We start from the raw sequence: 26145 nt of genomic DNA, 5'->3' as shown, positions 1-26145 counted from the left end.
TGCATTCCCGCAGGAGTCTCACAACTACAGCGAACATCAACTAATTTTTATTTATAAGATCAAGACTATTTATAAAAATTAACTACGCATTTATTTACCACTAAACGTAGGTTTTCGTTTTTGCATGAAGGCTTGCACACCTTCGTGATGATCGGTTGTTAAACCAGCAATACGTTGCCCTTGTGCTTCGCGTTCTAAATAGTCTGTAAAAGTTAGTTCATAACTATCTTTTACACTTCTTTTAATAAGTCCAATAGCTTTGGTTGGCATAGTAGCTATTCGAGTAGCAAAATTCGTCACATCATCTATGAACGTTTCTACTGGAAACACGTTTGTTGCTAGATTGATTGCTTTTGCTTGTTCAGCTGAGATTTTCTCCCCTAATACTGCAAGCTCTAATGCTTTCGCTTGGCCCACTAGTCTCGTTAAATAATATAGGTTACCTGAGTCAGGAATTAATCCAACATGAATGAATGCTTGCAAGAAGGTTGCTTTCTCCGATAAAAGTCTAAAATCACATGCCAGTGCAAGGCTCAAACCAGCACCAGCTGCAACACCGTTTACTGCTGCGATAATAGGCTTTTCACAATTAGCAATTTCTTTTATCATTGGGCCGTAGTTGTTACGTAAAACATCCCCATGATCCATTGATTCTGTCACTTCAGATAAATCTTGACCTGAACAAAAAGCTCTACCTTCTCCTATAAAGACAATTGCTCTTACATTTTCATCAACAGTTGATTTTTTTATGGCTAGTTGAATTTCTTTATTCATCTGAGCAATAAAAGCATTAAGAGAATCCGGTCGATTTAATGTTAGCCATGCTACATTGTTTTTGACTTCATACTTAATCGTTTCGTACAAGCTTATACCCCCTTATTTCCCTTTGAAGTTAGGACGGCGTCTTTCTTGGAAAGCTTTCATCCCTTCTTTTTGATCTTCAGAAGAAAATAATAAGTAGAAATTTTTTCGTTCGTGTTGCATTCCTTCGTATAAAGGATAATCAACAGCTTTCAATACGGACTCTTTAATAAGGCGTAAAGATAATGGTGCTTGTTTCGAAATCTTTTTTGCATATTTCATCGTTTCTGCAAGTAATAACTCATCCGAGATTATACGATTGATTACTCCGTAATGTAATGCTTCGTTCGCACTCATTCTTTCACCTGTGAATAGCCATTCCATTGCTTTTGTTTTACCCATAAGTTTTGTTAATCGTTGAGTTCCACCTGCACCAGGCATTACACCTAGATTAATCTCCGGAAATCCGAATTCTGCTTTATGGGATGCAAATAGGATGTCACAACATAGTGCTAATTCGAATCCACCACCTAAAGCAAAACCTTGAACTGCCCCGATTACCGGCTTTTTTATCCAAGATAAACGATCCCAATCAGTGAATTGGTTCGTTAACTCTAAATCCATTGCGGATGCATTTGCCATTTCATCAATATCTGCTCCAGCAGCAAAAGCTCTTCCGTTGCCCGTTAGGACAATAACACGTACATCTTCGTCATTGTCCATGGACTCCATTGCAAAAAGGATTTCAGATACCATCTTTCGATTAATGGCATTTAATACTTTTGGTCGGTTTAACGTAATTTTGCCAATACCATCTTCAATAGAAGTGATAATGTGTTCAAAATTATTATTCATTAACTTCCTCACCAATCATTAATGTTACTAAGTCACCTGCAAACTTCATTAAGTCTTTACCAGAAGCTTTTGCCTCGTCTGTTTTCATTGCAGCTTTCAATGCTTCGTGGCTCTCATAATACATTTCACACATTAAATAGTATTTTCCTTCGCCACCCATGGGGCTACCAACTACTTTTGTTACTTCCATTTTTTGTAGACCAGGAATTTTTTCTGTAATCGGTGCATGTACTTCGAAATAATGCTTGTCAAATGCCTCTTTATTTTCTGGATGTTTGTATAAAGCGATTAATTTTATCATTCTTAAAACTCCCTTGTTATGTATTTAGATTAATATAAATCTATTAATCTATTCATTCCTCACATTAATGTGGATACTGGTTTCATTGCCTCGAATGGATTTTTACATGATTTGCAGTATAAAATACTACGACACGCAGTTGGCCCGAAAATGTTATCGAGTGTTGTATATGTCGAATCACAATACGGACAATTAACGTGCCATTCACTTGTTTCTTCTTTTAATATAGGTGGAGGGGCAATGCCGAATTTTTTTAAGTTTTCTCTACCTACATCTGTTACTCGTTCAGATGTCCATGGAGGATGAAAGATAAAGTGAACCTCTACTTTTTCAACGAATGGTAGTTTCATAACTGCATCTTGAACATTTTTCTTAATAATTTCTAATGCAGGACAACCGACAAACGTTGGTAGCATTTCGATGTCTACGTTCCCTCCATGAATGGAGATAGATTCTACCATTCCTAACTCTAGAATACTGACAGAATCAATTTCAGGATCTTTTACTTGTTGTAACATGGATTCAACTTGTTGTTTTTCTGCGCTACTCATAGTTTAATCACCATCGTTCCATAAGAGATGAACCTTCACCCCTCTTATTATATGTGTATCTATTATTAGTATTACCAGATAGCCGCAGGATCCATATTATACACTTCACCTAGTGTTTTGATTGCATCTTCTAAATCAGAAGTATGTTCTTGCTTTCTACCATTTCCTCGCTTCATCGCAAGATTGTTTAATAGTGTTACGTCTAATTCAGCTTTTTCAAACATTTCCTTCATATGAGAAAGCCATCTAGTTTTTAGCTCTTCCTCAGGCTCAATAATACCGAATTGTTGTAATTCCTCTTTTTTACTACCTAATGAGAGTACTCCATCAAAATCAGCTAATACTCTTTCAATAGCTTGAGTCATTCTTGTTTTCGCATCATCATTTGCTAAACACAATTGTATAAACCATGTTTTCCAGTGAAGCTGGTGGTAATAAAGCTCCATATTCACTTTTACTGCCGCATGTCTTAATGGCTCAAAGCTTGAATTTTTTAACGAATCTAGGCGGATTTTTTTAGCTACCGTATAAAAATAATGCCTTACAACTGCAAAAGCCCAATCATATCTTGGTTCTATTAAATATGTTCCAGAACCGTTTACTTCTTCTAGAATAATAGCGTTATAGCGTTCTTTTGCAGAACGAGCATGCGCTAAGTGGTCCATATTTCCTTCGCCAAGTTGTTCTAACAATTGATAAAACATAGCAGAATGCCCCATTGTATCTTGACTGATAGATGAAAATGCCACGTCTTCTTCGATATGTGGTGCAAGACCAAGCCACTCTGAACCACGATATGCAACAATTAAATCATCATCTGCTAGTTGATAAAGCAAAGAGAGTAAAGCTTCTTTATAGGCAGAATCATTATTTGCTTCTTCCGTTGTATAAAGTTTCATTTTTTCAGCTTTCCTCCCCATGATAAGATTTCTTCTTCATCTAACATTCCTTGTTCATAATGACGCCATTTTTTCTTTAAATAACCGTAGCCTTTTGTAGTGCGGTAATCTTTATTATCTAATCTTGGCAAAGATTGCTTTTCTTCTTGCGTCATTTTGCGAATGTCAGAACGTTTCACAACCCAAATGTCTGCTACAGGTTCTCTTCTCATAAAGTTTTCTTGTGCCATCACTAGCGCAATTTCATGATTTGGTGCAAGCAAACTAAATTGATATTGCATTGGGGCTGTATCGCTTCGCTTACTAAACACTTCAAATTCTTGATAAAATCCTTTACCTGTCAAGTGGCCCTCCCCCAATCTGTACTTTATTTCTCTGTACTTAATGCTAGTCGAACCCATTCGTTATTCTCATAAGAAAGCTTTCGTAAGCGTAAACGTTCTTGTGATTTAGGTCCGTTGTTACGAATGATTTGTAAAAATTTATTCCAATCAGGCTGTTGGTATATCCATTTTTCTTCTGTTTCACTGTAGTGCATTGTTTCATCAGGTATTTTAAGTCCAATGCTTACGATACGAGGAACATATTTTGTAAAAAAGTCTTGTCGTAATTCTTCGTTGTTTTTTGTACGAATTTTATATTTCATCGTAATGTCTTGTTTACTAGTACCAGTTGTCGAAGCATCTCCTGGTCCGAAGAACATTAATAATGCTTCCCACCATCTATTAAGGGAGTCTTGGATCATTTCTTTTTGTTCGTCTGTTCCTTCAGCAAGAGCCATAATAATTGCTTCACCATGTTGAGCATGGAAAACCTCTTCTGCACATATGCGTTTTAACGCTCTAGCGTAAGGTCCATACGATGCATCAAGCATATTTGTTTGGGATATAATTGCTGCCCCATCAACTAACCAACCAATTAAACCTGCATCTCCCCATGTAGGTGCTTCCATGTGGAATACATTATGAAATTTTAAATCTCCACTGAATAAATCTTGCATAATTTCTTCACGAGATTTGCCATAAGGCTCCATTAAGTCCTCTGCAACACGTAATAATAATTGTCCGTGTCCCATTTCGTCTTGAACTTTTGCCATAATACCTAATTTTCTTCGTAATGAAGGAGCTTTAGGTACCCATTCTTTTTCTGGAAGCGCTCCCATTATTTCGCTGATTCCATGCATAGAAATTAGTTTGATTAACGTCTTTCTGTACTCTTCAGGCATCCAATCGTCCGCTTCGATTTTCTCTCCTGCTTCAATACGTTGCATAAAATGATTTTGCTTCTCTTCTTCTGTTAAGCGGTCAAAAGAAATTGATTGTACCATCTTACCGCCTCCTGTTTATAACGTTTATTTAACGACATTATATAATAATGTTATATAACTTTCAACTCTGAAAGTTCAGAAAATAAAACATTTTTAAACTTTTTCATTATGAAAATACGAGAAAATAAAAATAGAGGAAAATCAACCGCTTGAATAACACAGTCTTTTGCATAAAAAATGGCCCAGTCATTAAACTGAGCAAATTCTTATGTGGTAAGTAACGTACTTATATCTGTGACTTATAATCTTGTCTGATCAATGAATACATATAAACATCATTAAATTTCCCGAAGTTGTATTCATAACGCCTTAATAAGCCTTCTTTTCTAAAACCCTGCTTTTCCATTAATTTTTGGGATAATAAATTTGGAGGGTCAACTATAGCCTCAATTCTTTCTAAATTTAAATTCTTATAACCGTAGTGAATAACTGCTTCAACTGCTTCACTAGCTATTCCTTGCCCCCAATATTCTTTGTTTAATTCAAAACCTATTTCCGCTCGATGATGTTTGCGACTCATATTTAGAAAACCACAACTACCTATAACAACATTACTATCTTTTTTAGTAATTACCCACCTAATACCTGTTCCTTCCTCCACAATCGATTTGTACCAATTAATTTCTTCAACTAGGACATCAATTGCTGATTTGTATGGCTCTAGCCCCATACTTGTGACAACTTCTTTATCTGATAAGTATTCAAACATATCAGTAGCATCTTCTGGGGTAACTTCTCTCAATATTAATCTTTCTGTTTCTAAGATTGGAAATTTGTCCATGTATATCCTCCATCAATAGTATTAAGTCTAAATACCTTATAAAGCCCTATCTTATACAGCTACCTCCTTTGAAAATAATAGAGAAATAACACAATAGGATTACGAGTTAAAATAACAGTTAAAGAATTCTCTTGTTTATTCTTTTAACCCACCTGATAGTTTAAAACCTATGATGTGTATGTTTGTTTGTTAACTGCCCAAATTTTGTACAGACCAATTACTAATAACGTAATTGCAATTAGTTCTATTGTTTTAGGTATTAAAGAAAGAAGTGAAACGAACTCTCCGAGCGTCATTTTAGTTGGTTCATAATTGTCTATCATTGAATTCATTATATAAGGAGCTATAAGTCCATATATTTGGTTAATTAGTAAAAGTAAAAAGGAATAGACACCTGCTTTAAATGAATTTTTTTTAGATATTATAACACCAATGATAAATAAACTTATAATCAAAGCATTAACAACTACAATTGCAAAAGTTATTATTTTACTCAACCCTTTCTTAAAGTTCAATATTATTGAAAAAAATTGCCTCGAAATTAATATAGCATCAACTAAAAAGCGTTAACCATTCTTAGATTTACGGTCATATTTTCAACTAAACTGTGTAGTTAAGTTACATCTCTATACAATCGCTTTTCATATTTTAACATAATTATCCAAAGTGTTTTGAAAACTTAAACAGAAAATCAGTAAAATCTTTTTATTGCTGTATTTTTTGTATATAGATTAGTATATATAAATTTGAACATACACTTGTACCCTACAAATTGTTGAGTATTTAAAATATTAAATTGCACTCAAAAAACCTATAAATCTAACTTTATCAACAGAAAATGCCCATCAAAATATATCAATTTGATGGGCGTTTTAGCTTAATAATGTTTGAGGGAAAAACGAAACCTGTTACATATGATTGCTCTTTTTGTATTTTATTTATATTTTTACAGTCCAGAATGTTTCTTTATATAGCCAGTTTTCGATTTCTGGTGAGTTAGCTTTAAGTTTCATTTCCATTTCTTCGACCCATCCGCCTGTTTGGGATAGGTGGGCTTTTATTGCTTTTAGCTTTTCTTCTGCCACTGATTTAATATCTATCATTATGTCAGGTGGACCTATTAATTGTACGCTATTATTTAAGATTGCTTTTCCGTATATTTCAGGTCTAGTCTCTTCTGGTATAGAAGAAACAGCAAGCATTACCGCGTTGCTCATAGCATCATGGTCCGGGTGAACGCCGTGTTCAGGATAAAACGTAATGATTAACGATGGGTTTATTTCTGCAATAACTTCTTTAATCATGTTTGCTATATAGCTTGGTTCCTCGAATTCTAATGTTTTATCGTGTAAACCTAACATTCTTACATCTTTTATTCCTAATATTTCACAAGCATCTAATAATTCTTTTTTACGTACATCCTTTAACGTTTCTCTGTTAGCGAATAATGGATTTCCGAGATTTCGCCCCATTTGGCCGAGTGTTCCGCATAAATATGTAACAGGGACCCCTGCTTGCGTATGTTGAATGATAGTACCTGATGAACTGAATGCCTCATCATCAGGATGAGGAAATACAACAAGAACGTGTTCTTTTTTCTGCATTTTTTTCTCTCCTTAAAAAGGTGTTGGACTTAACTGAAGTGCAACTGCTAATTTTCCTTCATGGTTTAATCCAGCTAATAATAGTCTGTCATGATCGTCTATTTCATAATGGGTAATACCTTCTGCATATACCCAACCATGTTTTAATTTAAGTCCAATTCGAAATGGCCCATTACCAGTGATTTTCCCGTTTTCGTATGTAAGCTCATTATTGCGAATGAAAGCTCCTACTGTTAAGCCTGTTTTGTTATGAGTAGCATATGCGCCATTTGTTGTTTCTAAGTGGAGAAACATTGGTGCATTTGCAAAGTTATTTAAAGCTTCTTGAACAGCTGTTTTATTTATTTCTTGCATGGAAAATACCCTCCGAACCGAAATTTAGCTTCTTTAAACTTATTGTATAGGAATGTTAGAATAAATGGAAATATTGAGACTCTTAAAGAAAATAAAAAGGCAGCTAATACGGCTGCCATGTAAGGTATTTTAATTGAAATTTGAGTCGTACCATTTTTTGGAGGCTTCTACTTCGGACCTCGTTAATTGATGACCTTGGTACTCCCAATAAACTTCAACTTTGCTACCTGCATTTGTTAATAGTTCATTTAAATCTTCTGTTTCCTGTGCTGGACAAATGGGGTCATTTTTTCCTGCACCTATAAATACTGGAACATGAGTTAAATCTGGAAGGTCTATCCCTCTTCTAGGTACCATTGGATGGTATAATATTGCCGATTTCAAACTTTTTTCATAATGGAATAACAAACTACTAGCTATGTTTGCTCCGTTTGAATATCCAACTGCAATAACATTATCGCGATTAAAGCCGTACTGAATACTCGCATCATTAATAAACTCATAAAGCTCTTTTGTACGAAAAATAAGATCTTCTGCATCGAAAATACCTTCACTTAAACGGCGAAAAAATCTAGGCATTCCGTTTTCTAACACATTTCCTCTTATACTTAATACGTTTGCATTTGCATCTATCATATTGGCTAACGGTAATAAGTCTTGCTCTGTACCGCCTGTGCCGTGAAGTAATAATAAGGTGTTGTCATTCGTTCCTTTATTAAATATATGCTTCATGTTTTTCACCTTCCTAAACTTGATTTATCTCGAATTAAAGATAAATTAAGTTTACCTTCGTTTTAAATGTCCGTCAAGTTATAACCCTTTCTCTGCATTACATTCACTTGCAACAATCTCTTCTTTAGGATTTAAAAAATTTAGTATCTCCGTAATGTTTTTTTCATAATTCAATTCTAAAACACGCCCAGCATGTTCATAGTATTGATCCGTGAAGCCATCATTTGTTATTGGAATAGTTAAAGTCTCTAATTCTTCTACAGGATGAAGCATGTATGTAAAGGCCATATTTAGTAAATCTGCTGTAGTAAGATTTGTTTCTACATACTTAGAGCTTTGACGTATTAATTGGGGAAGCTTTATCATTCCTTTAATACTAGAAAATTCATGAATTGCTTCCTTTTTTACTTGTTGAATAAATTGTTGTTGCCTTTTAACTCTTCCGAAATCACTTTCAGGAGTATTACGAAAACGGACAAATTCTAGAAGGTATTTCGCTTGTAATCGTTGAATACCTGAATCGATGTTTAATTCGGCAGCTAGCTCTTCTGGTACATCTACTTCTAATCCGTCTGGTGCTACTAGTGTTACGAGATTTTGAAAGCCATTAAAGTCTACTTGTATGGTTTGATCAATCACAACTGGGAAGTTATTGCTGATGGTTTCCGCTAATAATGGAGCACCTCCGTGCATATACGCAGCGTTAAGTTTGTTTTTTCCGTAACCAGGAATATCAACATAACTATCACGCATAAAAGAGATAAATTTTACACTTTTATTGTTCGGACTATATTGCGCATATATAATAGTATCCGCTCTACCACGATCATCTTCATATCGAGTATCACTTCCTATGAGAAGTAGGTTCTTATTTTTTCCGGTTTCTGTTAACTGGTTCTCTTTTTTCTTTATCAAGCGATGTTGTACTTCAAGTTGTTCATTTTCGGTAGGTTCTGTTATATATAAATCTTTAGTAGGAGTTTTATGAATGCTATATGAATTGTTTTGAATTGATTCATCGGGAGCTTGTAAATACTGCTTAGTTGTTTGAGGTGAATAATATATTTTATATGTGGCAGTTGAAATAACAATAACCAAACATAAAAGTAGCAACCTCTTCACACTTTTCCCTCCTTTTTTAAAAAAGTTTCTTGTTTCTATTCTTAACCAATGTGTTCCTTTTGAATACGATACTAGTGAATTAATATTTTGTATGTCGGTGGTGATGAATATGTTCCCGTGGAATAAGATGTTTCCTTTTCCTAAAGACTACATGAAAGACTCTCCTATTTTTAAACAATCAGATGTAGAAAATATGATGAACAAGGCAATGAAAAATAACTTTCAACCTAATTCTCCATTAATAAATTCTACGGACTTTTTTGAACAATCATTTGAGTTGCTTAATAAGGTGCAAGCTTCTAAGAAGAAGAAAAAAGTTGGCTTTCAACCTAATGTATTTGAAACACATGACGAAGTGTTTGTAAGGTTTCCTATATCAAACGAACAACAACTTCTCTCCCTTAAAACGTATCATACAACCACAACTTGCGTAATTGAAAACATACCTAACAACGGTAACAAACATACAATTAGCCTTCCGTCAGTTGTTAAAGCTACAGGCTCAAGAGCTATTTATAAGAATGGCGTTTTAGAAATTAGAATCCCCAAAGAACAAAATATCCCGATAACGAAAATACCTATAGATTATATAAAACAAAAACGACCAAAAAATAAAAACTAATACCACATACTTCCAAAGTGGTATTAGTTATTTGTTTCAGTTTTATTACAAGTGCCAGGCACTTGTAATAATATTGAAATGTTTAGTCGATTATTTGTTTTAGCGTGTGTTCGAGGTCTAGGTTCCATTGATCAAAGATGGTTTCGCGGTTAAAGCGGAATGTTATTTCTTTTGAGTTAGCTCCACTGCGCTTATGAATATGGACCTTAACAGGGACATTCGCTTCTAGTTTATTGTCAGTATCCATTTGTACTTCATTGCTTAATCTCTTTAAGTGTAGAATGCTCTCTACAACTTTTTCTTTTTGTTTTAGTATTTCCCGGTCTGCTTTTCCAAACAAAGAATGTAAAATAAAAAAGTCATGTTGATTTACAGAAATGATAAATGCATCAACCATTTCCATAGGAGTTAAACTTTTTGTATATCCTAACCATTTTCCTGAAGCTTTTTTTACCATAATGGAATGGGCATAGTCCATTTTCTTTGTTTTGTGTGTTACACTTTCGTTAAAGTGGATACAAAAATGACCTGGGAATCCATTTTGAAGCGCACCAGCACCATGTGGCATTCCATGCATAGATGCTGCATATCTCCCCTTTTCTGTTACAGCGATAATGGCTCTTCTGTCCCAGCTCCAGGTGCCCTTATAGATTTCTTTCATCTTTTTTGTATCATTGATCGTCAAAGGCTGAACATCCGCATGATTTGAACCAGCTCGTCTTTGTACTTGAAATGAATTTCCAGTGTCTAAGTCTAAAACAGTAAAACTGCTATACTTCGGTAGAAGTTGATTGGCTAAGTTCCAACTTATGTCTTCCCCGTAATGTTGTTTTTGTAGATTTTTATATTGCTCCCATAACATCTCCCTAGCTTCAAACGGTAGTTGTTTCATAATTTTTTTACCTTTACTATCAATAATGTATCCTTGTTCACTGACAATTAGCTTTGATTTTATATCTCCATCTCCAACCTCAATAAAAAAATCAGATGCAACTGGTGGATATGGACTATTTGTCCAATTAGCTTTTTCAATAGCCTTCTGAATAACAGGGTGTAAGCTTTCTGCTGTTCGATAAATAGTATGCTCCGAAGTCTGTATGACCATCATGTATTTACTGTCTTCCTTTTTAGAGGCGAAGCTAGTATATGGATTACATGCTACGTTAAAAACTGTAAGGATGATGAAAAAAATCCACAAACGTTTCATATGTTATAAACCTCCAACATCTTTTTTCATTCCTCTATTTTCTCCATCAGGCCTGAAAAATTATGAGAACCAAATTTTTGCAATAAAAAAAGCACCGAATATCGGTACTCTTAAAATTAATTTTTGGTCTCATAGAAAAATTCTTCTAATGTTAGTCCGTTCTCAAAAATATACGTTGCTGCATCTACGCCTACATATCGTAGGTGCCATGGTTCATATTCATACCCAGTAATTTCTTCTTTTCCTTGTAGATATCGAATAATAAAACCGTGTTTGTGGGCATTTTCTTTAATCCAAATACCTTCTTCAACTTCTCCAAAATCTTGCGTTAATTGTAAACCTACACTATGACTCGTTATATCCATCGCTAAGCCTGTTTGGTGTTCGCTATGCCCAGGGACAGCAGAAACAGTATTAGTACGTTCCTCTCCCCATCTTTTAATGTTGTTGGAATAAATAGTGTCTTGTCGCTCATAGGAACGGTAACCAGAAACAGCAAAGACCTCCACTCCATACTTACGTGCGTCATTAAATAACTTTTCAAGATGTATTGCAGCTTCTTTTCGCATGAAATTTCTTTCAAATTCTCCAGTGAAACTAAAACCAACATTAGGAATCACAAGATCACTAGGTACATAATCACTCGGTAAAGATTGTTCTTTATTAACTAAAGCTAAAACATTACTAGGATTTAAAATCATGTTATTTCCATTTAACTCTGTAAAGTCATTTTGACGGAACGCAAAGCCTGTTTGTTCCTCCTCCTCTACTAGTTTTTCATCTTGAATAGTATCTTCTTCTTTCGATAGCCCACTATCCGTAGATTCACTAGTAGAACCTTTTTCCCAAAATTTAATGTTAATGTCATTCATATTAGATGAACAACCTGCTAAAAATAATAGTAAAGCTGCCATAGTGGCTTTTTTTTTCATGTTATCACCTGTCATAAGAATAAATATTATATTAAGTGTAACATCTATAGAAAGTATAGTAAAAAAATAGACGGAAATGTAATCAAAATAAAAAAGTTTAGCCATTATTAGCTAAACTTTTGAAAAAACTGTAATTATTTTATAACTGCTTCTAATGCTACTTCCATCATATCGCTAAATGTTGTTTGACGCTCTTCAGCTGTCGTTTCTTCACCTGTTAAGATATGATCACTTACAGTTAATACAGAAAGTGCGTTTCTTCCATATTTAGCTGCTAAAGTATAAAGTGCAGAAGATTCCATTTCAATTGCTAAAATACCGTATTTAGCCCACTTTTCCCACTCGGCATTGTCGTTGTAAAACATGTCAGCTGTAAAAACATTACCAACTTTAAGGTTTAATCCTTTTTCTACCCCAACATCGTATGCTCTCTTTAATAAATCAAAGTTTGCAGTTGGTGCATAGTCGACACCACCAAAAGTCATACGGTTCATTTGAGAATCAGTGGAAGCACTCATTGCCAAAATAACGTCACGAACTTTCACGTCTTTTTGGATTGCTCCACAAGTACCTACACGAATTAAATTTTGAACATTATATTCTTGCATTAATTCATTTACATAAATTGAAATCGAAGGAACACCCATTCCAGTACCTTGTACAGAAATTCGATGGCCTTTATAAGTACCAGTATATCCTAACATCCCACGAACTTCGTTATAGCATACTGCATCTTCTAAAAATGTTTCTGCGATATATTTAGCTCGTAACGGATCACCTGGTAGTAGAATTGTTTCCGCTATTTCACCTTGTTTTGCTCCGATATGTACACTCATATTTATTTCCTCCTATAACTGTTCAATAGGTTTAACAAGCAATACTATACCATACATTACGTGCAAGACCAAAATAAAACAATAATATATCAAAAATATGGTTTGCATGACTTACCTTTTAATGAAAAAGATAATAGAAGAAGGATGAATCATTCCTTTACTATTTAAAGTTTGGAGGAATTTTCGAGTTAAAAAGAAATTACAACAAGCTGTTCAATATGCTAATGAAACGAATACAACAATGAAGAAAACAGCACACCTTCTTCATCTAAAAATGATAAATTACAAAGTTAATTAATGGAGGTTATACTTATGGGTAAAAAACATCGTAATCGAATTAACGGTCAAAAGAAAAATAACCATGTTGCGCCAGAAGTTATTGAAGCAGAACATATTGCACATGGAAAAGAACATTCTGCAAAAAAGAGAAAAAATGGTCCTGGACATAACGAGTAAATAAAAACATTGAGGTTGGGACAAAACTATATTAAATTAAGAAAAAACCGAACCTTATCGTTATTATACAGGGATAATGTTCGGTTTTTTACACCTATATAGCAGATAATTGGAGTGCAAGCCGAAGACTCCTGCGGGAAAGCGTGTTAAGTGAGACCCCACAGGCGCTTGCGTCGAGGAGTAGGTTTTTTCACGGTAGTGAAAATAACCTTCCTTTTTACCGCCCGCGGAAAGCGAAGGTTTGCACTCCAATCATCTGCGGTATGATAACCAGACACTAATTGTTCGGCTATTAAGAAAAAAATCAGTTCTGTCCCAGTCTCATCATTTAATACACGCGCGGTTTATTTTTACCCATCCTCCAACTTCTAATCGATAATAGGTCATTCCACCTGTTCCTTCGTCTATTAATACAATATCCCCTGTGCTAATATATCTTCCGGTGAAATCTTTTGGCTTTAAATCTGACACATTAAATCGAGAATATACTTTTGAAAGTACTTCTTCGTGGCAATCCCCTATTAACTCTAAACGATAAACGGGCGAATAGCCTTTGTCTTCCCCATATTTAGGGGTTTGCATAATGGTAACATCATAAGTTAGTGGACCTATCTTCATAAATCGCTTAAACGCCAACATCCCCTTCACCCCTTAGACCATTTTCTGTGTAATAGTAACTGAAATTTATTTTTCAATATACAAACCGTAGTCATGAATTAACTTATGTATCTATATTAAACAGAGCATGTGTCGATTCCTTTATCTTTTTTCAACTTCTTTTGTCGAAAGGAAACTTAAACATAAAAAAACGACAACTAGCAAGCAAACTGCTAGTTGTCGTTACGTACGATTATTTTTGTTTATGTTTTTTATGTTCTTTTTTACCTGGTGCTGGCTCGTCTTTTACTTTATGTGGAGCAGTTTCAGCTGCTATTTCCTCTTTATGCTTCTTTTGTAAAAAGCGTGATTTTGGTTCAGCTGTATTTTTATGTTTGTGTGCCATTTAAGCTGGCCCCTTTCATGATTTGATTGCTACATATTTATTATTTGCTTGATTTAACTCTGCATTCTCACTCATTTATTTCCAATCGAGCCATAAAATGAAATGAGGTGATCACATATGAGCAATTCTAATGTGTCTAACAATATTATTTTGACAGGGGTTGAAAGGGACTTTATTGTTGGACATTGGTTCCATTCTTCACAAGAAAAACCGGCCACTAAAAAAGAAGAAACGTTTATTTTACATGCCAAGCAGGAAACAGCCAAACATAATGTAGATAATGTAACTAGAACAAATGCTTATTGGAATTTTTATAAAAAAAATCCAGAAGTTCACTGGGCTTTTTTAGCACATATGGTCTCTAGAAACGGTGGTTGGAACATGACTGACCTAAAAGGAAGTATTGTTCCGAACTTTTTACCATACAATGAAACCTCAGTTTATTTTTCCTTTTTAGAAAAAGCAAACTATCTTATTTTTCATGATGCATATCCTCAACTTTTACTGTATGAACAGTCTAAAATGGAAAACAAAAGTCTTTTTTACTTGCTGCCGATGCTTGGGGTATCTTCTTTTATGGAACCAATATGGAAGTTGTTTTTTCAACAAAAAAATTCGGAAATGTTGACTTATGCATTAATAATAAATGAACAAAATTATATAGAAAAAAGAGTAATTCAAAATCCCTTTTATAGTGAGCACGTTTTAAATACGATCCCGTTTGCTCTTCAAGAAAGATTAGGGTTTACCAAAGTAATATTACCTTTTCAAACTGATAATGCTGTGCGGTTAGCAGGTGTAACCGTTTCACGTTTTCATCATATCACATCTAGAATAAATGTAGGAAAACAACTATATAACATCTTGTTCAAAAATAACATAGTTTTGGATGGTGTAATACTGTTCGCTGAAAACCATATTCATACTGGTTCTAGAACAGATTACTTCCCAAATCTATTTTCCACTTCAAAAACAATAGGGAAAGTATATAGCCCCACTATACCTTCTGCTTGGAAAGTTTACACTCATTCCATCCCGAAAATAGAAGACTGGTTTCAAAAAGATACGGAAACATTAGACTTGTTTAATAGACTTGAACAGAAAGTTGAATATGATATTACAGATTCTTACTTAAAAAACTTATTGAAGTTAACTGGTTTCGGCAAAATAAAAGAATACTTAGAGAAAATATAAAAGTAATTGAATTCGTTAGATAATGTATGTTTACCGTTGTTGAGAGCACGAGGTGCGAGACTCCTGCGGGAAAAGTGTGTCAAGGGAGACCCCCGCAGGCCAATAGGCCGAGGAGTTGGTTTTTTCACGATAGTGAAAATAACCTTCCTTTTTAACACCCCCGGAAAGCGAGTACCTCGTGCTATCAACAACAGTTAGTTCCCTATAATAACATTTTAGTATTCTTATGATAAAAATAAAAACGACGAGTGCAATGATAGGCACTCGTCGCTTTTTATTTTATTCAATCTTTTATTCCATTTCTTCATCAATAATACATTTGTCAATTAAATAATCAAAGGTAATGTCGGCAAGTTCACTAATCTCAGTTTCTGAAGGAACAAAACCTCTTCTTACTAATTCATTGTAAAAGAACTCGGCAATTTCATCAGTATCAATTACTACTTCTATTTCTTTCACAACCCCACCCCTTTAATTTTCTAAAAGTAAGAAAAAGTTTTAACATCCATAGATAGAAAGATATCGTACCGTAATAGTAGAACATCCATTATTGAAAATCTATGTAATATTTTTAAAAATATGTTTTTATTTTGCTTTAAACTTAAATTTTATTTTGGAATATTTTCGTCTCTTCTTCATACAATGAATTAAACCATTGGACAAGCACTGGAAGGGGAAATGTAGAATGAAGCAGTTAGTAGAAAAATTAGAGCACTTTAGTGATGAAGTCTTTTTTACTAGAGTATTAGACAAAGTAAGTGAAGTGTTAGTGAAAATATTATTGTTTGTAGGTATTCCTTTTTTTGTACTAGTATTTATTAGGTTTCTACACTTACTTTCCTCTTAAATATTTTTGTTTTTTTCCATTTAAATATTTTTCTAAGTTTTCTATAACAAGGTCCATTACTTCTTTGTATTCGTTGTCACCAAAAAGGTCATGTAACGTTTTGTAATCGTTATACACATCTAGTAGTCCATCCACGATTTTTGCCTGCTCTTGTGGAAAATCATCTTTTTTAATAAATTTGTTAGATCCATTCATTTGGTTATGCAACTCCAAGCTCGTTTTTTCCTTGTTTAACACATGCATTAAGCCAAACTTTTGAATTAATATTTCTTTATTGTCATGTGGAATGACTAAGGTAACTTCTTCTTCTGCTACTTCTAGCCACTCACCATCTGAAATTCTGGTTAATTCATAGATGGTATCTTCCCACGCATCTTCTTTGTAGCGCCATATTTCCGTTCGAAATCCAATTATTTTAAAAAGCTCCTTACCATATCCTTTTACTTTGACTATATCACCAATAAAATATCGATATTCAATGTTTAACTTTTCGGTTACTAAGACTTTACCTTCATATTCAGATAAGTAGGCTAATGATTCTTCTTGGAATAGTCCTTCGCTATTATTTACTTCATATACAAATTGACCGTCTAACATTTTCATATCTGTTATTTTCCCAACAGTTCCATATAATGTTATGACAACGATGTCACCAACTTTAAATTTTGCATTATTGGATCTTCCTCTTTTAGCCATTTTTTTCACCCCAAACATTATGTTTACATTCTCTACTTGAGTTCTGAATGTGTAGGTTTATTTTTAGTATATGAAAAAAAGAGAAAATTGCTAATACTTTGACCGAATGAATGTGTTCACGAGGTAAGGTTATACTGCAGTGGAAAATAACTACTAAATGTTATTTCAAAATATATTTTAAAGAACAAAGTATGCAAAAAAGTAACTTACTGTAATCGGTAAGTTACTTTTCGTCTAGTTCGTATAAGTCCCATGCAATGTCAAAAGTGGACATGCTTTTTAAATAATGTCCGTTAAACTCTAGATAGTCACTAATCTCATTGTAGTTTGTTGAGTTTTTTGGAAAGCTATGATCATCGTATACGTTGTTAGCGAATTCACTAATTTCATCTTTTTTTAGTGCATGTCGATATTTCAAAATATAATGATAAAAAGATTTTTTCACGGAAACCATCCTATTTTTTCTCTTATTCTACTATAAGACACTTCATTCGTGAAAGGGTTATTTAAAAATCAAAATAATTTCTTTTTAGTAGCCTTGGAAGAGCTAATAATGTTTTGTAGGTTGTTATATTTTCTAGTTGCTTTGTATTAACTAAAAATAATTGGTCTTCTATTTCTTTAATTATTTTTTCGGATTGATATTCTATTCCACACTCTAAACATTGAATAGCTGGAGTATCATTTATCGTGATAGCTCTTGTTCCATCTGGTAATTCCCAATGAACGGTTGTAGTAGTTTCTTTTATTTCTTTACTTTGACACCATTCACAAGTCATTCCATCCCCTCCTTCAATTCAGGAGAGTCCTCACTATACTTTTTCAGTTGCGCTTGGAACTTTTTATCTTTTAACTCATCTCTTTTGGTCCGCTTATCTTTTAAAGAACTGTGTGCAGGGTCTGTTTCATAATTTTTTCTTCTATACAACCTGTTTAAACCTTCCGGGACTAAATTGAATTGTGTATCATTCATTAAACCTGCGATACCTACATTTGAACTCTTTTGACTCATGTCTGGATATATTTTCTCAAAATAGGCTTCCGCTCTTCCAGGAACATAAGATTCTGGTTCAGGGTAGGTTGTGATTACCCCTTCAAAGTTACGTAATACAACTTTGCTCGCACTTTGTGAAATGATGTAATTAGGTTGGACGGCTATCTTCCCCCCCCCACCTGGAGCATCGACCACGAAGGTTGGGACAGCATAGCCTGAAGTGTGTCCTCTAAGTCCTTCAATAATTTCTAAGCCTTTAGAAACGGGAGCGCGGAAATGTCCAATTCCTTCTGATAAATCACACTGATAAATGTAATATGGACGGACCCTTATTTTTACTAAATCATGCATTAGTTTTTTCATAATCGGAACACTGTCATTAATACCTGCCAAAATAACAGCCTGATTTCCGACTGGTACGCCAGCATTTGCTAACATCTCACATGCTTGTTTGGATTCTTCGGTAATTTCTATAGAAGTATTAAAATGAGTATTTAACCAGATCGGATGATATTTTTTTAATATGTTACAAAGATTTTCTGTTATTCTTTGTGGAAAAACAACCGGTGCTCTTGTTCCAATTCGAATGATCTCCACATGTGGAATGGCTCTTAGATTTTTCAAAATGTATTCAAGTATTTGGTCGTTTATTAATAAACCATCTCCACCTGATATTAAAACGTCTCTTACTTCAGGTGTTGCAGCAATGTAGGCAATAGCTGCATCTAGTTGTTTTTTCGGGACACCCATACCAATTTGGCCAGAAAATCTACGTCTAGTACAATATCGGCAGTACATAGAACATTGATTTGTCACTAAAAATAATACTCTATCAGGATAACGGTGAGTTAATCCTGGTACTGGTGAATCTTCATCTTCATATAATGGATCTTCTAAATCGTACTTCGTTTTGTATATTTCTTTTGATATTGGTACTGATTGCATTCGTATTGGACATCTTGCGTCATTTGGATCCATCAAAGAAGCGTAATATGGAGTGATGTTAAGAGGTATTGTTTTCGTAGAAATTTTAACTCCCTCTTCTTCTTCAGGTGTTAAGTTAACAACTTTTTTCAAATCATCTAACGTTCTAATTGTATTAGTAAGTTGCCATAACCAATCATTCCATTTTTCTTCTGTTATATCTTTCCATAATTCTATCTCTTTCCAATGTCTTGTCGGTTGGTAAACATTGTGGATCATGTAAATCTCCTCCCTTTACTTACAATACATGCAATAATCGTGCCAAACATTTTATCGGGCTAATTATTACTTATATATGTAATAGAAAGGGCATCGGTCATTACAATTTAAAAATTGCTATGCTAAGTTTTCGGCACTGTTAAAGAAAACTTAGAAATTTTATATTGCAGAGTTTGTCTAGGTATTTTCAATAACCTTGCTGCTTGAACGATGTTACCGTCTGTTTGTTGAAGGGCTAAATCAATTAATTCCATTTCTTTATTTTCAAGTGTTTCTCTTAAAGAAAAATCAGTAACTCTTTTCTTGTTGTTTTGTGCTGACAAAAACTTTGAAGGAAGGCTTTCAATCGCAATTGTTTTGTTTCCTAGATTAGTCGCTAACAGAAGTTCTATCGTATTTTTTAACTCCCGTACATTACCATGCCACTCATATTGACAAAATATATCCAACGTACTTTCGGGAATATGTGGTGTTTCTTCCCACTTGTTTTTTTCTAAAAAATAATGAATTAATAACGGGATGTCAGTAGGTCTCTTTCTTAATGCGGGAATATGAAGGCTGCATGTACTTAATCGGTAATATAAATCTTTTCGTATTTTTCCTTCTCGAACACAACGTTCCGGATTTTCATTCGAGGCAACGATGATTCTAATATCTACATAGATTGGTTTTGTACTTCCTACTCTTCTAAGGCAACCATCTTCCATTACTCGTAATAACTTTGCTTGAAGTTCGAAAGGCATCGAGTTTAGTTCGTCTAGAAAGAGAGTTCCACCGTCTGCTAATTCTAATAATCCAGGTTTTGTTTCTGCTCCCGTAAAGCTTCCTTTTTCTGTTCCAAATAAAATACTTTCTAACAATGTATTCGGAATAGCAGCACAGTTTTGCGCTATAAATTCATTTCTATTTCTTTGTGAAGCAACATGTATACCTTGTGCGATGATCTCTTTACCTGTACCTGTTTCTCCGTAAATCATGACCGGTAAATTTGTTTTCGAGATTTTTTCCGCTTGTTCTAGCAATCTTTTACATTCCGTATCTTTTGTCATGAAGTCCTGAAGGCTATAGAACTGCTTAAAACTTTTATTTCTACGTTGTCCTTTGGAAGAAAGCTTTGATTGTAAATCTACTAACTTATTGGACATCATTTTAAGCTGACTATAATTCTTTGCGATTTCAGCAGCACCTTCTAACACACCATCTATAAAGATAGGGATGGTTGTGTTTACTGTTTCTATAATCACACCTCGTTTATTTTCAAAGCGTTGATTTTGATGGTAAATGGCTTTTTGTGTACTTAAAACTTGTAGAAGTGTACTAGTCTGTTTCGTTAGAGATGGAAATACTTCTAATACATGTCTACCAATTACATCTTCCACTCTCATATCATCATGTTGGGCTGCATTCTCATTGTAAAAAATCGTTATTCCTTCTTTATCAACGGCATGGATGGCTTCATCAATACCATTTAGTATACTTTTTAACATTTCATTTGAAAGAGCTTCTATTTTTCTCATTAGTTCAACCTGCCTAACCTTTAGCAATTAGTGCCGAAAAATTGGCATTTGAAAGATTTTTTACCCACACATTCATGTCTTCTATCTTGTCAAAAATATAACAATTATTTTTAAGCCTACCTGTATATGAATAATCTAATTGGTGTAAAACGGCATTCATACCAAAAGATAAAGAGCGAGCGATGGAAAACGAACAAAATATTTGATTACGAATTAATTCTTCTTCGATATGTGTTATTATGACTTTCATTACACCGTATTTTCGATATGGTTGTAATGTTGCACAATCTGTAATTTCAGCATTTCGAAAATTTCGGTGAATGTCAGCTGAAGCAGCTGCAACGATTTTCCCTTCCACTTCGAGACAATAAAAAATGGTCCCGCAAATTAACTGTTCTTTTATATATTCAGGATCTATGATTGGGACAGGATATACTTCAAATACATCCTTATAAAGTGATGATAGGTTTTCTGCATCTTCTGCTACAACTTGTCTTACTTTAAAATTTGATGGTAATAGCCTAATTGTATTTGTTTGTTTATTTTTGGCATTCTTTAATATGGAATCTTCTTCTATCCATTTAGTAGAATTATATCTTTCTTGTATGTGGTATTTACAAACGAAGTACGCATCTGTGCCATCAAAATATGTAGGTATTTTTGCTTCTAATATGTATCCGTTTTGTATAAAAGAAAACAATTGATTCTCTTTTACTTTTGCAATTGTTTTTTCTACGTATTCTTCTTTTTGTAATGCTTCTAACGCTTCTAAACAGTATGTAGTGTTACCGGTGAAGGTTTCCATAATTAGTCTTTTGTTAAAGTAGTCTTTTACTCCACTAAGGACTCCGTAGTTGTTTTTGATATCTATTTTTTTCTTTTTATGTGTCATGAATCCAACCCCCTATGTAGTACCTTCTACATGTGTTTGTAAAATACCTTTATATAAAACAATGTCCGTTCCTTTCCGCTACAGGCACTTGCTTTCCGCGGGGAGCGCAGCGGAAGGTTAATTTTCACTACCGTGAAAAAACCTACTCCTCGGCGTCCCGCCTGTGGGGTCTCACGCTTCGCTCTTCTTCCCGCAGGAGTCAAGTGCCTTCCGCTCCAATGCACTCTAGTTTATAAAAAAGTACGATAAATGAGCTTAGCGAAAAAAACATTTAAGAAAACTTCTTCACTTTAAAAGAAATGAACATTATTAAAAAACAATTGAAATTGTTAGGTGTTGTCTATTTCACACCAGTCTAGTAGGGTGAAGGTGATGATTTTGGTGGTTTCCATTATGTTTTGGATGGAGATGTATTCGTTTGGAAAGTGGGCGACTTCTGTAGCGCCAGGTCCGAATACTACGATTGGAATATTTAACAATTGGGTAAACAATCCACCATCTGTACCCCATGGTGAAGCTTCGATGGTTGGTTGTGTTTGTTTCACTATTTCAAAGTTATGAATTAACGTTTGAACAAAAGGATGATCTATTTCTACAGAACCTGGTACCCACCGTGCTCCGAACCATTCCACTTTTATAGGTGCTTTTACAAACCAGGAATCTTTTTTATACAATTGCGAAATTACTTGTTCTAATTCCTCTTTAACTTTCTCAATATCTTCTTCAGGTCCGACACCGATCCTACCTTCTAGTTCAACGGAATCTGGTACAGAAGATGGCCAACTACCTCCGTTTATTTTTCCTATATTAATAGGAAGTGGTATTGGAGTATTTTTATAAAGTGGATCGGTTACGCGTGCGTTCCTTAATTTTTCTAAGTCTAAAAGTCCTTGAACAACAAGCATCGCCTTTTCTATTGCACTAACGCCTTCATATCTAGTTCCACCGTGAGCAGACTTCCCTTTAACAACTAGGCGGAACCAGAGAGATCCTTGTTGTTTAGGGAAAATCTTCATGTTGGTAGGTTCAGGAATTAGTGCTGCATCTGCCTTATATCCCCTTAAAATCGCAGCAAGTGTCCCAGCACCACCACTTTCTTCTTCTATTACACTTTGAAAAATGATATCTCCTTTTATCGGAATATTAAGAGATTGAATGGCTTTAAGAGCCATTAAAAGTGCTACATTTCCACCTTTCATATCTGTTGAGCCACGTCCATACAATTTCCCATCAACTACACTACCGGAGAATGGCTCATCATTCCACTGACTAACGTCACCTTCTGGTACTACATCAATATGACCATTTAATATAATCGATTTCCCGCCGCCAGTGCCTTTTCGAACAGCAACTACATTTGGTGAATTGGAAAAGTTTTTACGTGTTGTTACAAAATAAGGGTGTTTTTTTAATTGTTCACCACCTGGCTCCCATATGTCTAACTGTAAGCCGAGCTCTCTACACGTTTCTACAATGATAGCTTGAGCAGCGCTTTCTACCCCTTGTGTACTAGGTTCTTGTACTAACCGCTGTAATAACTTGATCATTCTTGGTTCGTTATCTAGGAGCCAATTTTCTACTTCTTTTTTTACATCTTTCAATTTTTTTCATCCTTTCTATAAGGATTCACCAGTTCTAGCATAGATTTTTATGAATAATAAATGTAGCTAACGTATTTTCTTTTATTTGATTGATTGTATATCCGTCCATAATTTCCGTTAAGGTTAATTTACCTTCTATAAATTCAAAAACAGCCATTTCTGTAATAATCATGTTTACACAAGAGGGAGTTGTTATTGGTATCGTACATTCTTTTACAATCTTGGATTCTCCATTTTTATTCGTATGGTTCATAACGACAATGACTTTTTGTGCTTTTTGAGATAACTCCATTGCTCCACCCATCCCCGGAACTCTTTTTCCAGGAACAATCCAATTTGCTAAGTCTCCATTCTCACTAACTTGTAAACTACCAAGTATGGTAAGATCTAGCTTTCCGCGTCTAATCATTCCAAAAGCTATACTACTGTCAAAATATGAAGCTCCTTTTATAAGGGTTACGGGGAAACCTGCAGCATTACATAGGTTTTCATCTTCTTCTCCTTCGTATGGAGTAGGTCCCATTCCTAAGATGCCGTTTTCCGCGTGAAACATAACTTTCGATTCTTCTGCTAAAAAATTCGGAACAAGGGATGGTATCCCTATACCTAAATTTACAACCATGCCTGAGGTTATTTCCTTTGCTGCTCTATTCGCTATTTCCTCACGTACGTTTTTTCCCAAACCCATGTCCAGTTCACTCCCTTACTTGGAATGATGTAGTCGACAAATACTCCAGGTGTTACGATCTCTTCTGGATTTAATTCGCCTAATTCTACTATTTCTTCTGCTTCTACGATCGTGATGTCACCGGCCATTGCCACTAATGAGTTCGTGTTTCTTGCACTTTTATCGAAAACCAAGTTTCCGTAACTGTCTGCTTTTTTTGCATATACGATTCCTATATTTGCTGTAAGAGCATTTTCTATTAAATATTCTTTTTCGTTAATGAAAGTTGTAGGTTTATTGTTTCGTACGATTTCACTTTGTAAGCCAACATCAACTAATATACCGCCTAATCCAACTCCACCTGCACGTATTCTTTCAGCTAATGTTCCTTGAGGACTAAATTCTATTTCAAGCTTGCCATCTGTCATTAATTGCCCTGCAATTGGATTGGAGCCAATGTGAGATGTAATTAATTTTTTAGCTCTACCTAAACTAACTAATTTTCCTATTCCGATGGTAGGAAAACCCGCATCGTTACCGATTAGTGTTAAATTATTTATTCCTGTTTCTATTAAAGCATCAATCAATAGTGGAGGGTTTCCAACACCACCAAACCCGCCGAACATAATAGACATGTTGTCGTGAAGTAGATGTGTAATTTCGTTACTATTTACAATTTTTCCGAATGAATTGTTACTCATATTCCTCTTCACCTACTTGAAGTTGTTTACTTACTTGCTCTAACGTTTTTTCTAAAAGAGTTATTAATTCGTCAACTTCATCTATTGTAATCGTTAGTGGTGGTGCAACGATTATTGCATCTCCTCCAATAGGCTCTTCTCCTGCTGCTGCGGGATAAATTAATAATCCGTTCTGTTGTGCAATTTCGACCATCTTCAAGGTAACGGCCTTTTCATTGGCAAAAGGAAATTTACTTACGTTGTTAGCTACTAATTCGATACCTAATAATAGTCCTTTTCCTCTTACGTCACCTATGATAGGATAAGTATCTTTTAGTTTATTTAGTTGTTGTCGTAAATAAGTTCCTTTTTCATTACTGTTCTCTACTAATTGGTTACATTCAATATAGTTTAATACTGCTAACGCAACTGCTGTTGATTGCGGATTAGCACTGTACGTATGACCACTCATAATGACTTTTGATCCTAGTAAGATAGGTTCCATTATTTCTTCGCTTACTAAAGTGGCAGCGATAGGTGTATAGCCAGCACTCATTCCTTTTCCTATACAAATAATATCTGGAGTAACCTCCCAATGTTCAATAGCAAACATCTTGCCGGTTCTTCCTATCCCTGTCATCACTTCGTCAGCAATGAATAAAATATTCTTTTCGTCACAGATGTCTTTTATCCGTTTATAATATCCATCAGGTGGTGTTACTGCTCCAGCTGCAGCACCAACAATTGGTTCCGCAATAAAAGCTGCGATATTTTCTGAACCAACCTCATCAATTGCTCGTTCTAAATCGTTTGCACACTTTAGTTGGCATTCTGGGTATGTCATACTGAACGGGCACCTATAACAATAAGGAGCATGAACGATTGGAGCATTTTCTAATAATGGTTCGAATCTTCTTCTTCTTACTGGATATCCAGAAAGAGAAAGTGCCCCAATTGTAATACCATGGTAACTATTCTTGCGCGAAATGATTTTGGTTTTCGTTGGTTTTCCTTTCTCTTGCCAGTACTGAATAGCTATTTTCATGGCAGTTTCAATGGCTTCTGTTCCGCTATTGACAAAAAACGACCAATTAATGGACCCAGGTGCTATTTCCATTAGTTTAGTCGCCAACTTTTCTGCTGATTCACTAGTAAATTGAGATCGATATACAAAAGAAACTTTACTTGCTTGCTCATGCATTGCATCCATGACAGCCTGTACATGATGACCAATACTTACTGTAACTGCTCCGGAGCAACCATCTAGATACTTTTTGCCATGAATATCAAATAAATAGACACCACGACCATAATCAATCATTGGGTACTGCTTATCGAGTAACGGTTTAATTAAATATGATTGATCCAAACAGCGCCCCCCATTTCATCACGTATTTAGGATAGCAATCTAGAAAAATACCATTCTTACTTATATATATGAGACAAAGAGGAAAATCTTTCATTTAATTTA

33 protein-coding genes are annotated in these 26145 nt (G+C 34.7%); 4 read left to right on the top strand and 29 right to left on the bottom strand.

Annotated elements, in window-relative coordinates:
- Positions 1-90 precede the first annotated feature (90 nt).
- The 13 genes from CDZ92_RS06425 to CDZ92_RS06365 all read right to left on the bottom strand — a co-directional run bounded on the left by CDZ92_RS06425 (position 91) and on the right by CDZ92_RS06365 (position 9327).
- On the bottom strand, positions 91-864 hold the full coding sequence (locus CDZ92_RS06425) for an enoyl-CoA hydratase-related protein (RefSeq protein ID WP_096154425.1): 774 nt from the start codon (positions 862-864) through the stop codon (positions 91-93).
- Between the two features lie 12 nt (positions 865-876).
- Complete coding sequence (locus CDZ92_RS06420) at positions 877-1656, bottom strand: enoyl-CoA hydratase/isomerase family protein (protein ID WP_096154424.1); 780 nt, start codon at positions 1654-1656, stop codon at positions 877-879.
- Positions 1649-1957: an EthD family reductase gene (locus CDZ92_RS06415; RefSeq protein ID WP_096154423.1), complete on the bottom strand. Its 309-nt coding sequence runs from the start codon at positions 1955-1957 to the stop codon at positions 1649-1651. Before CDZ92_RS06415 ends, CDZ92_RS06420 begins: the two co-directional genes overlap by 8 nt.
- 59 nt (positions 1958-2016) lie before the next feature.
- Positions 2017-2508, bottom strand: coding sequence for a 1,2-phenylacetyl-CoA epoxidase subunit PaaD (gene paaD, locus CDZ92_RS06410; RefSeq protein WP_096154422.1), 492 nt, complete (start codon positions 2506-2508; stop codon positions 2017-2019).
- Between the two features lie 71 nt (positions 2509-2579).
- Positions 2580-3407 carry a 1,2-phenylacetyl-CoA epoxidase subunit PaaC gene (gene paaC / locus CDZ92_RS06405; RefSeq protein WP_096154421.1) on the bottom strand — a complete coding sequence of 276 codons (828 nt, stop codon included), beginning with the start codon at positions 3405-3407 and terminating at the stop codon, positions 2580-2582.
- On the bottom strand, positions 3404-3751 hold the full coding sequence (gene paaB / locus CDZ92_RS06400) for a 1,2-phenylacetyl-CoA epoxidase subunit PaaB (RefSeq protein WP_096154420.1): 348 nt from the start codon (positions 3749-3751) through the stop codon (positions 3404-3406). Before paaB ends, paaC begins: the two co-directional genes overlap by 4 nt.
- 23 nt (positions 3752-3774) lie before the next feature.
- Positions 3775-4734 (bottom strand): 1,2-phenylacetyl-CoA epoxidase subunit PaaA, encoded by a 960-nt coding sequence (gene paaA / locus CDZ92_RS06395; protein WP_096154419.1) that lies wholly within the window; start codon positions 4732-4734, stop codon positions 3775-3777.
- Between the two features lie 226 nt (positions 4735-4960).
- On the bottom strand, positions 4961-5515 hold the full coding sequence (locus CDZ92_RS06390; protein WP_096154418.1) for a GNAT family N-acetyltransferase: 555 nt from the start codon (positions 5513-5515) through the stop codon (positions 4961-4963).
- 167 nt (positions 5516-5682) lie between these two features.
- Positions 5683-5970, bottom strand: coding sequence for a hypothetical protein (locus CDZ92_RS06385; protein ID WP_141395202.1), 288 nt, complete (start codon positions 5968-5970; stop codon positions 5683-5685).
- Positions 5971-6453: 483 nt separating this feature from the next.
- Positions 6454-7119 carry a bacillithiol biosynthesis deacetylase BshB2 gene (gene bshB2, locus CDZ92_RS06380; protein WP_096154416.1) on the bottom strand — a complete coding sequence of 222 codons (666 nt, stop codon included), beginning with the start codon at positions 7117-7119 and terminating at the stop codon, positions 6454-6456.
- A 12-nt stretch (positions 7120-7131) separates the two neighbouring features.
- Positions 7132-7473, bottom strand: coding sequence for a YojF family protein (locus CDZ92_RS06375; protein ID WP_096154415.1), 342 nt, complete (start codon positions 7471-7473; stop codon positions 7132-7134).
- A 129-nt stretch (positions 7474-7602) separates the two neighbouring features.
- Positions 7603-8205, bottom strand: a complete 603-nt coding sequence (locus CDZ92_RS06370; protein ID WP_096154414.1) for an alpha/beta hydrolase — start codon at positions 8203-8205, stop codon at positions 7603-7605.
- A gap of 78 nt (positions 8206-8283) precedes the next feature.
- Complete coding sequence (locus tag CDZ92_RS06365) at positions 8284-9327, bottom strand: LCP family protein (RefSeq protein ID WP_157842719.1); 1044 nt, start codon at positions 9325-9327, stop codon at positions 8284-8286.
- Positions 9328-9436: 109 nt separating this feature from the next.
- Here CDZ92_RS06365 and CDZ92_RS06360 point away from each other — a divergent pair, with 109 nt between their 5' ends.
- On the top strand, positions 9437-9949 hold the full coding sequence (locus CDZ92_RS06360) for a spore coat protein (RefSeq protein ID WP_096154412.1): 513 nt from the start codon (positions 9437-9439) through the stop codon (positions 9947-9949).
- An 82-nt stretch (positions 9950-10031) separates the two neighbouring features.
- On the opposite strand, the gene CDZ92_RS06355 is transcribed toward CDZ92_RS06360, so the two are convergent.
- The 3 genes from CDZ92_RS06355 to deoD all read right to left on the bottom strand — a co-directional run bounded on the left by CDZ92_RS06355 (position 10032) and on the right by deoD (position 12924).
- Positions 10032-11156, bottom strand: a complete 1125-nt coding sequence (locus CDZ92_RS06355; RefSeq protein WP_096154411.1) for a hypothetical protein — start codon at positions 11154-11156, stop codon at positions 10032-10034.
- 116 nt (positions 11157-11272) lie between these two features.
- Positions 11273-12088: a M15 family metallopeptidase gene (locus tag CDZ92_RS06350; protein ID WP_096154410.1), complete on the bottom strand. Its 816-nt coding sequence runs from the start codon at positions 12086-12088 to the stop codon at positions 11273-11275.
- A 134-nt stretch (positions 12089-12222) separates the two neighbouring features.
- Entirely contained in the window at positions 12223-12924 is a 702-nt protein-coding gene (gene deoD / locus CDZ92_RS06345) for a purine-nucleoside phosphorylase (RefSeq protein WP_096154409.1), read from the bottom strand.
- A 312-nt stretch (positions 12925-13236) separates the two neighbouring features.
- Between deoD and CDZ92_RS19905 the strand changes: the two genes are divergently transcribed.
- The gene (locus CDZ92_RS19905; RefSeq protein ID WP_176483728.1) at positions 13237-13380 is read left to right on the top strand and encodes a hypothetical protein; all 144 of its coding nucleotides are present in this window, start codon (positions 13237-13239) and stop codon (positions 13378-13380) included.
- 324 nt (positions 13381-13704) lie between these two features.
- Here the strand turns inward: CDZ92_RS19905 and CDZ92_RS06340 are convergent, their stop codons facing one another.
- The gene (locus CDZ92_RS06340) at positions 13705-14019 is read right to left on the bottom strand and encodes a YodL domain-containing protein (RefSeq protein ID WP_096154408.1); all 315 of its coding nucleotides are present in this window, start codon (positions 14017-14019) and stop codon (positions 13705-13707) included.
- A 211-nt stretch (positions 14020-14230) separates the two neighbouring features.
- Complete coding sequence (locus CDZ92_RS19900) at positions 14231-14383, bottom strand: hypothetical protein (protein ID WP_157842718.1); 153 nt, start codon at positions 14381-14383, stop codon at positions 14231-14233.
- A gap of 117 nt (positions 14384-14500) precedes the next feature.
- On the opposite strand from CDZ92_RS19900, the gene CDZ92_RS06335 reads away from it, so the two are divergent.
- On the top strand, positions 14501-15577 hold the full coding sequence (locus tag CDZ92_RS06335) for a DUF2515 family protein (RefSeq protein WP_096154407.1): 1077 nt from the start codon (positions 14501-14503) through the stop codon (positions 15575-15577).
- A 291-nt stretch (positions 15578-15868) separates the two neighbouring features.
- Here CDZ92_RS06335 and CDZ92_RS06330 read toward each other — a convergent pair whose 3' ends face one another.
- Positions 15869-16036 carry a YozD family protein gene (locus CDZ92_RS06330; protein ID WP_096154406.1) on the bottom strand — a complete coding sequence of 56 codons (168 nt, stop codon included), beginning with the start codon at positions 16034-16036 and terminating at the stop codon, positions 15869-15871.
- A 226-nt stretch (positions 16037-16262) separates the two neighbouring features.
- Here CDZ92_RS06330 and CDZ92_RS19895 point away from each other — a divergent pair, with 226 nt between their 5' ends.
- Positions 16263-16424 (top strand): hypothetical protein, encoded by a 162-nt coding sequence (locus CDZ92_RS19895; protein WP_157842717.1) that lies wholly within the window; start codon positions 16263-16265, stop codon positions 16422-16424.
- Here the strand turns inward: CDZ92_RS19895 and CDZ92_RS06325 are convergent.
- The 10 genes from CDZ92_RS06325 to CDZ92_RS06280 form a co-directional block, all read right to left on the bottom strand.
- A complete protein-coding gene (locus CDZ92_RS06325; RefSeq protein ID WP_096154405.1) occupies positions 16410-17120 on the bottom strand; it encodes a hypothetical protein in 711 nt (236 codons plus the stop codon). The genes CDZ92_RS19895 and CDZ92_RS06325 overlap by 15 nt on opposite strands.
- Positions 17121-17343: 223 nt before the next feature.
- A complete protein-coding gene (locus CDZ92_RS06320) occupies positions 17344-17565 on the bottom strand; it encodes a YozE family protein (protein ID WP_406564886.1) in 222 nt (73 codons plus the stop codon).
- Between the two features lie 61 nt (positions 17566-17626).
- Positions 17627-17899 (bottom strand): YokU family protein, encoded by a 273-nt coding sequence (locus CDZ92_RS06315; protein WP_096154403.1) that lies wholly within the window; start codon positions 17897-17899, stop codon positions 17627-17629.
- A complete protein-coding gene (gene ablA / locus CDZ92_RS06310; RefSeq protein ID WP_096154402.1) occupies positions 17896-19317 on the bottom strand; it encodes a lysine 2,3-aminomutase in 1422 nt (473 codons plus the stop codon). The genes CDZ92_RS06315 and ablA overlap by 4 nt, the downstream gene beginning before the upstream one ends.
- A gap of 122 nt (positions 19318-19439) precedes the next feature.
- Complete coding sequence (locus tag CDZ92_RS06305) at positions 19440-20834, bottom strand: sigma-54 interaction domain-containing protein (RefSeq protein ID WP_096154401.1); 1395 nt, start codon at positions 20832-20834, stop codon at positions 19440-19442.
- 13 nt (positions 20835-20847) lie between these two features.
- Entirely contained in the window at positions 20848-21726 is an 879-nt protein-coding gene (gene ablB, locus CDZ92_RS06300) for a putative beta-lysine N-acetyltransferase (protein ID WP_096154400.1), read from the bottom strand.
- Between the two features lie 329 nt (positions 21727-22055).
- A complete protein-coding gene (locus tag CDZ92_RS06295) occupies positions 22056-23327 on the bottom strand; it encodes a peptidase (protein ID WP_096154399.1) in 1272 nt (423 codons plus the stop codon).
- Positions 23328-23361: 34 nt separating this feature from the next.
- Positions 23362-24015 carry a 3-oxoacid CoA-transferase subunit B gene (locus CDZ92_RS06290; RefSeq protein WP_096154398.1) on the bottom strand — a complete coding sequence of 218 codons (654 nt, stop codon included), beginning with the start codon at positions 24013-24015 and terminating at the stop codon, positions 23362-23364.
- Positions 23982-24695: a CoA transferase subunit A gene (locus CDZ92_RS06285; protein WP_096154397.1), complete on the bottom strand. Its 714-nt coding sequence runs from the start codon at positions 24693-24695 to the stop codon at positions 23982-23984. The genes CDZ92_RS06290 and CDZ92_RS06285 overlap by 34 nt, the downstream gene beginning before the upstream one ends.
- The gene (locus CDZ92_RS06280) at positions 24688-26043 is read right to left on the bottom strand and encodes an aspartate aminotransferase family protein (RefSeq protein ID WP_096154396.1); all 1356 of its coding nucleotides are present in this window, start codon (positions 26041-26043) and stop codon (positions 24688-24690) included. Before CDZ92_RS06280 ends, CDZ92_RS06285 begins: the two co-directional genes overlap by 8 nt.
- Positions 26044-26145 lie beyond the last annotated feature (102 nt).

The organism is Bacillus sp. FJAT-45066 (assembly GCF_002335755.1).
GTDB classification, from domain to species: Bacteria; Bacillota; Bacilli; order Bacillales; family Bacillaceae_I; genus Bacillus_CD; species Bacillus_CD alkalisoli.
This window is presented reverse-complemented; position numbering and strand designations above follow the sequence as displayed.